Here is a 6,590-nt window from a genome sequence, read left to right on the forward strand (position 1 = left end):
AGCTGGCACCGCGCCTCCCGTCCGTCTCATCGCCGTGTCGTCGCGTCGCGTCGCGCGAGCGGCGCGCGTCAGCTCGGGTGCGTCATCGAGAGCACGTCGAGGGCGCTGTCGAGCTGCTCCTCGGTGACCTCGCCACGTTCGACGTAGCCGAGGGCGATGACCGCCTCGCGCACGGTGATGCCCTCCGCGACCGCGTGCTTCGCGACCTTGGCGGCGGCCTCGTACCCGATCACGCGGTTGAGGGGCGTGACGATCGACGGCGAGGACTCCGCGAAGGCACGGGCGCGGTCGAGGTTGGCCTCGAGCCCGTCGACCGTCTTGTCCGCGAGGACGCGCGAGCTGTTCGCCAGCAGACGGATCGACTCGAGCAGGGCCGTCCCCATCACCGGGATCGCCACGTTCAGCTCGAACGCACCGGACGCGCCGGCCCAGGCGATGGTGGCGTCGTTGCCGATGACCCGCGCCGCGACCATCAGGGTGGCCTCGGGGATGACCGGGTTGACCTTGCCGGGCATGATCGAGGAGCCGGGCTGCAGGTCCGGGATGTGGAGCTCGCCGAGGCCGGTGTTCGGCCCCGATCCCATCCAGCGGAGGTCGTTGTTGATCTTCGTGAGGCTGACCGCGATGACCTTGAGCGCGCCGGAGGCCTCGACGAGGGCGTCGCGCGCCCCCTGCGCCTCGAAGTGGTCGAGCGCCTCGGTGACGGGCAGCCCGGTGTCCTCGGCGAGCTGCGCGATGACCTCTTGCGGGAAGCCCTTCGGGGTGTTGATCCCGGTGCCGACGGCCGTCCCGCCCAAGGGGACCTCGGCGACGCGGGGGAGGGTGGCGTTCACGCGCTCGATGCCGAGCCGGATCTGCCGCGCGTACCCGCCGAACTCCTGCCCGAGGGTCACCGGGGTGGCGTCCATGAGGTGCGTCCGGCCGGACTTCACGGCGTCGGCCCAGAGCGTCGCCTTCCGCTCGAACGCCTCGGCGAGGTGCTCCAGTGCGGGGACGAGGGTGCGGATGAGCGCTTCGGTCACCGCGACGTGCACGGACGTCGGGAAGACGTCGTTCGAGGACTGCGACGCGTTCACGTGGTCGTTCGGGTGCACCGGCGAACCGGCGACGTCGGACGCCAGCGTGGCGAGGACCTCGTTCATGTTCATGTTCGACGAGGTGCCGCTGCCGGTCTGGTAGACGTCGACCGGGAACTGGTCGTGGTGCTCGCCGGCGATGATCGTGTCGGCCGCGGCGACGATCGCCTTCGCCACCGACTCGTCCACGATCCCGCGGGCACCGTTCACGACCGCCGCGGCACGCTTGACCCGCGCGAGGGCGACGATCTGCGACGGCTCGAGGCCGCTGCCCGAGATCGGGAAGTTCTCGACGGCACGCTGCGTCTGGGCCCGGTACAGTGCCGACTTCGGCACCCGGACCTCGCCCATCGTGTCGTGCTCGATGCGGAAGCCGTCATCGGTGGTCGCTGCGGTCTCGGTGGTGTCGGTCACGTCGTCGTGGTCCTTCCTGGGTGTGCTCCGACGCGGTCGCGTCGGTCGGTGCTGCAACGGTGCTGGTCCGTCGCGTCGGTCGTGGCGGCTGGTGGCCGTCCTCCCGAAGCTGTCGTGCGGCGGTGTTCGGGGCTGGTCGTGCCCTGGTCAGGCCTCGCCCACGACGGTGTCGATCGTGACCTCGCCCGAGGCCAGGTCGTAGGTCGCCCCCACGACCGCCAACCTACCCTCGGCGACGGCGTCGGACACGGCGCCGGACCGCTCGAGGACCTGCGCGAGGGTGTTCTCGAGGTGGGCGGCGCCGACCGACTCCTGGGGGAGCTCCGCGTCGGTCGCGCGGACCTTCTCGACGCTCGGGGCGATCGCGTCGACGAGCGACTGCAGGTGCGGGGCCGGCACCGGCTCACCCGAGCGGGCGGCGGCGACCGCACCACAGCGGGTGTGGCGGAGGACGACGACGAGCGGCGTGCCGAGCGCGACGACCGCGAACTCGATCGAGCCGAGGACCACGTCGTCGACGATCTGCCCGGCGTTGCGGATCGCGAAGAGGTCACCGATGCCCGCGTCGAACACGTGCTCGAACGGCACGCGGGAGTCGGAGCACCCCAGGACGGTCGCGAACGGCGCCTGCGACCCGGTGAGCTCCGAGCGGCGATCGGGGTCGATCCGGCCCGTTCGACGCTTGTCGGCGGCGAAGCGCGCGTTGCCCTCGACGAGCAGTCGGAGGGCGTCGGACGGGGTGGAGGCGGCGCGGTCGGGCATGGGGTTCCTCGGTGTGCTGCGGTCGGTCAGGGGCGGGTGGTGTGGATCACCGGTCCGCGAACTGCTCGGACACGGCGGTCGCGAGCGTGCGGAAGGAGGCGTCGTCGGCGGTGCCGGCGAGGACGAACGTGTACCTGCCTTCGGTGCGGACGAGGGCGTAGGCATCGTTGCCGGCGTCCTTGCCCTCGTCGCGGCGGTCGTAGACGGTCCACTTCGTGCCGTCGATCGTCGTCGATCCCGTCGCGGGCTTCTGCTCGAGCTGGTTCGCCACCCACGAGGCGTTCGCGGAGACACCTTGCTGCAGGCCGATGTACTGCTTGTCGGGCGTCAGGAACCCGACCGTCCAGACGTCGACGCCGTCGCCGGACTTGTCCGTCCAGTCGGCGCGGTTCGCGGAGAAGCCCTTCGGGAGCGTCGGTGCGGCGAGCTCGACACCCCGGACGTCCGCGTCGGCCGCGACCTGCCGGTAGTCCACGCTACGGTCGACGATCTGCGTGTCCGGTCGGACGACGACCGCCACGAGGAAGAGGACGATCCCGAGGGACGCGATCAGTGCGATGACGAGGTTGAACGCCGTCTGGTGCTGTCGCCGGGCGGTCCGAGCCGCGTCCTTGCGCGCCCAGGTCTCCTCCGGGGTCTCGGCGCGACCGAGCTCCGCGACGATGGGCCGTCCGTCGGCGTCGGTCATCGGGCGTCACCGCCGTCCGGCGCGGTCCCGCGCTCGTCAGAGGCCGCGCGCGCCGCGTCCAGCCGTGCCCGCGCGCCGATGAGCCACTCCTCGCACCGGGCAGCGAGGGCCTCGCCCCGCTCCCACAGCCCGAGGGAACGCTCGAGCGTCGCGGAGCCCTGCTCCAGCTCGGCGACGACGCGCACGAGTTCGTCGCGCGCCGCTTCGTAGCTCAGCGTGGCGACGTCGACGACCTGCTCGGGTTCCTGCTGGGATGACACACGACGATCCTACCGAGCACCCACCGACGCGGCGCCGCGACCCTGGAGGGTGTGGACGCGCCTGCAGCGGACCGCGTCTGTGGAGGACCGGACTCGCGGGACGGACGCGCTCCGGGCCTCCCGCTCGGCGGTCAGACCGCGCCGTCCGGACCCGGGCCGTCGGGCTCGAGTGTCCCGGTGGCGGTGCCCGCACCGAGCGTGACGTGGACCGGTGTGGCTCCGTCGAGGTCTTCCGACGCACGCACCACGCCACCGTCCGCGGTCTGCACGATCGCGTACCCGCGGCGCAGGGTGTCCCGGGGCGACAGCGCGCGGAGGCGGGCCGTCAGGTGTCCGACGTCGGCGTGGGAGCGTTCGAGCCGGCGGTCCAGGAGCTCGCGGGCGCGGGAGAGGTCGCGCGCCACCTCCTCGGCGCGGGTGTCGACGAGCCACGCGGTCGACGCGAGGGCCGGACGTGAGCGGAGCGCCGCGATCCGGTCGGCCTCGACCGAGAGCGCGTGCGAGAGCCGCAGGCCGAGCCGGGCCCGTGCCTGCCGGACGTTCGCGAGCTCCTCGGCGACGTCGGGCACGACCCGCTTCGCCGCGTCGGTCGGCGTCGAGGCGCGGAGGTCCGCGACCTCGTCGAGGATCGGACGGTCTGCCTCGTGCCCGATCGCGGAGACGATCGGCGTCGAGGCCGCCGCCGCCGCGCGCACGAGCGTCTCGTCGCTGAAGCCGAGGAGGTTCTGGAAGTCACCACCGCCGCGCGCGATGACGATCACGTCGACGGTGGGGTCCGCGTCGAGCTCGAGGATCGCGGCCGTGACCTCGCCCACGGTCCGCTCACCCTGGACAGCGGTGTGCACGGTCCTGAAGTCGACCTGCGGCCACCGGAGCTGCGCGTTGCGCTTGACGTCCTTCTCGGCGTCGGAGTCCTTGCCGGTGATCAGGCCGATCCGGTGCGGGAGGAACGGCAGCCGCTTCTTGCGGGACGGGTCGAAGAGTCCCTCGGCGGCCAGGGTGCGGCGGAGCCGCTCGAGCCGCTCGAGCAGGTCACCGAGTCCGACGTGCTTCATCTCGACGACCTGCATCGTCAGCGAGCCGCCCTTGACCCAGTAGTTCGGCTTGACGGCCGCGACGACCCGGGCGCCCTGCTTGAGGTCGGCCGGCACCCGGGAGCGCACGCTCGACCAGATCGAGAACGACACCGTGGCGTCGACCTCGACGTCCTTGAGCTTGCCGTAGACGTTGCCCCCCGCGACGTTCCACTGCGTGATCTCGCCCTCGACCCAGGCGGTGCCGAGGCGGTCGATCCAGTCCCGGAGCTTGGCGCCGAGCAGCGCGACGGGCCAGGGGTTGTCGGCCGTCGGCGGGCCCTGTTCGATCGCCATGTCGCTCCTTCCGAACGCGGGACACCCATGCTGCCGCAGACCGGTGACACGGCCGGTCGCACCGCGCCGCGGGGGCGTTCTCCACAGGGTCGGTCGCGCCCAGGTCGAGCGGGTGCCGCTCACCTATCATCGGGGACGTGACGATCACCAACGGCCACACGGTCCCCCTCGCCCCGCCGCGGGTGCACGCGGCGCGCGGGCGGCTGCGGGACGAACCGGTCGCGGGGACGAAGAAGGTGCTGCTCGCGGCGCCGCGGGGCTACTGCGCCGGCGTCGACCGTGCCGTGGTCGCCGTCGAGCAGGCGCTCGAGCAGTACGGCGAGCCGGTCTACGTACGGAAGCAGATCGTCCACAACGTGCACGTCGTGTCGACGCTCGAGCAGCGCGGCGCGGTGTTCGTCGACGACGTCGCCGAGGTCCCGCGCGGCGCGCACGTCGTGTTCAGCGCGCACGGGGTCTCCCCGGCGGTCGTCGCCGGCGCCGCCGAGCGCGACCTGCACGCCATCGACGCCACGTGTCCCCTGGTCACGAAGGTCCACCGAGAGGCCACGCGCTTCGCCAAGGCCGACCGGACGATCGTCCTGATCGGGCACGCGGGCCACGAGGAGGTCGAGGGCACGATGGGCCACGCGCCCGAGCGCACGATCCTCGTGAACGGGCCGGAGGACGTCGCCGCGCTCGAGGTGCCCGACCCGGACAACCTCGTCTGGCTGTCGCAGACCACGCTGAGCGTCGACGAGACGATGGAGACGGTCCGCCTGCTGCGCGAGAAGTACCCGACCATCCAGGACCCGCCGTCGGACGACATCTGCTACGCCACGCAGAACCGCCAGGTCGCGGTCAAGAAGGTCGCGCCCGCCGCTGACCTCGTCATCGTGGTCGGGTCCGCGAACTCGTCGAACAGTGTCCGACTGGTCGAGGTCGCGCTCGAGCACGGTGCCGCGGCCGCGCACCGCATCGACTACGCCGAGGAGATCCGGCAGGACTGGCTCGACGGCGTCGCCACCGTCGGGGTGACGAGCGGCGCCTCCGTGCCCGAGGAACTCGTCACCGAGGTGCTCGAGCAGCTCGCGGATGCCGGCTACGGCAGCGTCGAAGAGGTGGTCACCGCGCACGAGGACCTCATGTTCTCGCTGCCGAGGGAACTCCGGACCGACGCGGCCGGCAAGCCGACGCGTGCGCTCGGCGGGCGGCGCGCATGAGCGGCGACTGGTCCTCGACACCGGCGCACGACCCGGCCGCCGGACGCGCGGCGGACGGCCTGGAGGCCCGGCGTGACCCCGTGACGTCGGCCGCCGCTCCGGCAGCGGGTCGCGTCCACGGCACGCCCGCCCCCCAGTACGGCGAGTACGCGCCCGAGGGGTGGGTGAACCCGGTCCTCGTCGAGCAGGAACGACAGGAGCGTGAAGCGGCATCGCGGGCCCTCCGCGAGCAGGCAGCTCGCGAGGCCAGCACCGCGTGCGGACAGTCAGCACTGCGTCCGGGCGGGCCGGCCGCCGGGCGTTCCCGCGTCGAGCACCCCGGCGCCGGGCGGGGCGGCGCGGGTCGGTCCGGTGACGGGCGTGCGGGTGATGGGATCGTCGGCGCCGCTCCGTCGAACCGTTTCGGGCGGTCGCCCCTCGACTTCGGCGCGACGGTGGGCCTCCTCGTCCTCGGACTCTGGTCCGTCCTGCAGTCGCTCTCGATCGGGCAGGTGGCCTCCGCCGTCCGCCAGACCTTCGAGCATCGCTACACGACCTTCTCCGACCCGTCGGCGCTCACGACCGCGGCGGTCGTCGGAGCCGTCTCCAGTGTGGTGCTCTTCGCACTCACACTCTGGTGGTCGATCCGTCGGCTGCGTGCGCGGCGCTGGACCTTCTGGGTGCCGCTGCTGGGCGGCGTCGTGTCGACCGCGGTGAGCGTCACCGCGTTCCTCGTCGTGGTGATGCAGGACCCGCGGTTCGTCGAGGCGGTGCTCCGCCAATCCGGTGGCGCCTGAGCCCGTCCAGTGCAGCGACGCTGAGCGCGTCGAGTCCGGTGG

7 protein-coding genes are annotated in these 6,590 nt (G+C 72.6%); 2 read left to right on the forward strand and 5 right to left on the reverse strand.

From position 1 onward, the window contains the following. Positions 1–68: 68 nt before the first annotated feature. From ACSW7Y_RS15475 to xseA, 5 genes are all read right to left on the reverse strand, one after another. Positions 69–1,490 (reverse strand): class II fumarate hydratase, encoded by a 1,422-nt coding sequence (locus ACSW7Y_RS15475; protein ID WP_438127133.1) that lies wholly within the window; start codon positions 1,488–1,490, stop codon positions 69–71. Between the two features lie 147 nt (positions 1,491–1,637). Then, positions 1,638–2,252 (reverse strand): carbonic anhydrase, encoded by a 615-nt coding sequence (locus tag ACSW7Y_RS15480; protein ID WP_438127134.1) that lies wholly within the window; start codon positions 2,250–2,252, stop codon positions 1,638–1,640. A gap of 46 nt (positions 2,253–2,298) precedes the next feature. Further along, entirely contained in the window at positions 2,299–2,940 is a 642-nt protein-coding gene (locus tag ACSW7Y_RS15485) for a DUF4245 domain-containing protein (protein ID WP_438127135.1), read from the reverse strand. Next, positions 2,937–3,200 (reverse strand): exodeoxyribonuclease VII small subunit, encoded by a 264-nt coding sequence (locus tag ACSW7Y_RS15490; RefSeq protein ID WP_438127136.1) that lies wholly within the window; start codon positions 3,198–3,200, stop codon positions 2,937–2,939. The genes ACSW7Y_RS15485 and ACSW7Y_RS15490 overlap by 4 nt, the downstream gene beginning before the upstream one ends. Before the next feature lie 131 nt (positions 3,201–3,331). Next, positions 3,332–4,570, reverse strand: a complete 1,239-nt coding sequence (gene xseA / locus ACSW7Y_RS15495) for an exodeoxyribonuclease VII large subunit (protein WP_438127137.1) — start codon at positions 4,568–4,570, stop codon at positions 3,332–3,334. A 137-nt stretch (positions 4,571–4,707) separates the two neighbouring features. On the opposite strand from xseA, the gene ACSW7Y_RS15500 reads away from it, so the two are divergent. Together ACSW7Y_RS15500 and ACSW7Y_RS15505 are read left to right on the forward strand one after the other, a co-directional pair. Next, positions 4,708–5,772 (forward strand): 4-hydroxy-3-methylbut-2-enyl diphosphate reductase, encoded by a 1,065-nt coding sequence (locus ACSW7Y_RS15500; RefSeq protein WP_438127138.1) that lies wholly within the window; start codon positions 4,708–4,710, stop codon positions 5,770–5,772. Then, complete coding sequence (locus ACSW7Y_RS15505; protein WP_438127139.1) at positions 5,769–6,548, forward strand: DUF6264 family protein; 780 nt, start codon at positions 5,769–5,771, stop codon at positions 6,546–6,548. The genes ACSW7Y_RS15500 and ACSW7Y_RS15505 overlap by 4 nt, the downstream gene beginning before the upstream one ends. Positions 6,549–6,590: the final 42 nt, after the last annotated feature.

The organism is Curtobacterium flaccumfaciens, assembly GCF_051548005.1.
GTDB lineage: Bacteria > Actinomycetota > Actinomycetes > Actinomycetales > Microbacteriaceae > Curtobacterium.

Excerpts from the sequence above, each read along its gene's own strand:
- ACSW7Y_RS15480 (WP_438127134.1), bottom strand. The coding sequence starts at position 2,252 with ATGCCCGACCGCGCCGCCTCCACCCCGTCCGACGCCCTCCGACTGCTC.
- ACSW7Y_RS15485 (WP_438127135.1), bottom strand. The coding sequence starts at position 2,940 with ATGACCGACGCCGACGGACGGCCCATCGTCGCGGAGCTCGGTCGCGCC.
- xseA (WP_438127137.1), bottom strand. The coding sequence starts at position 4,570 with ATGGCGATCGAACAGGGCCCGCCGACGGCCGACAACCCCTGGCCCGTC.
- ACSW7Y_RS15505 (WP_438127139.1), top strand. The coding sequence starts at position 5,769 with ATGAGCGGCGACTGGTCCTCGACACCGGCGCACGACCCGGCCGCCGGA.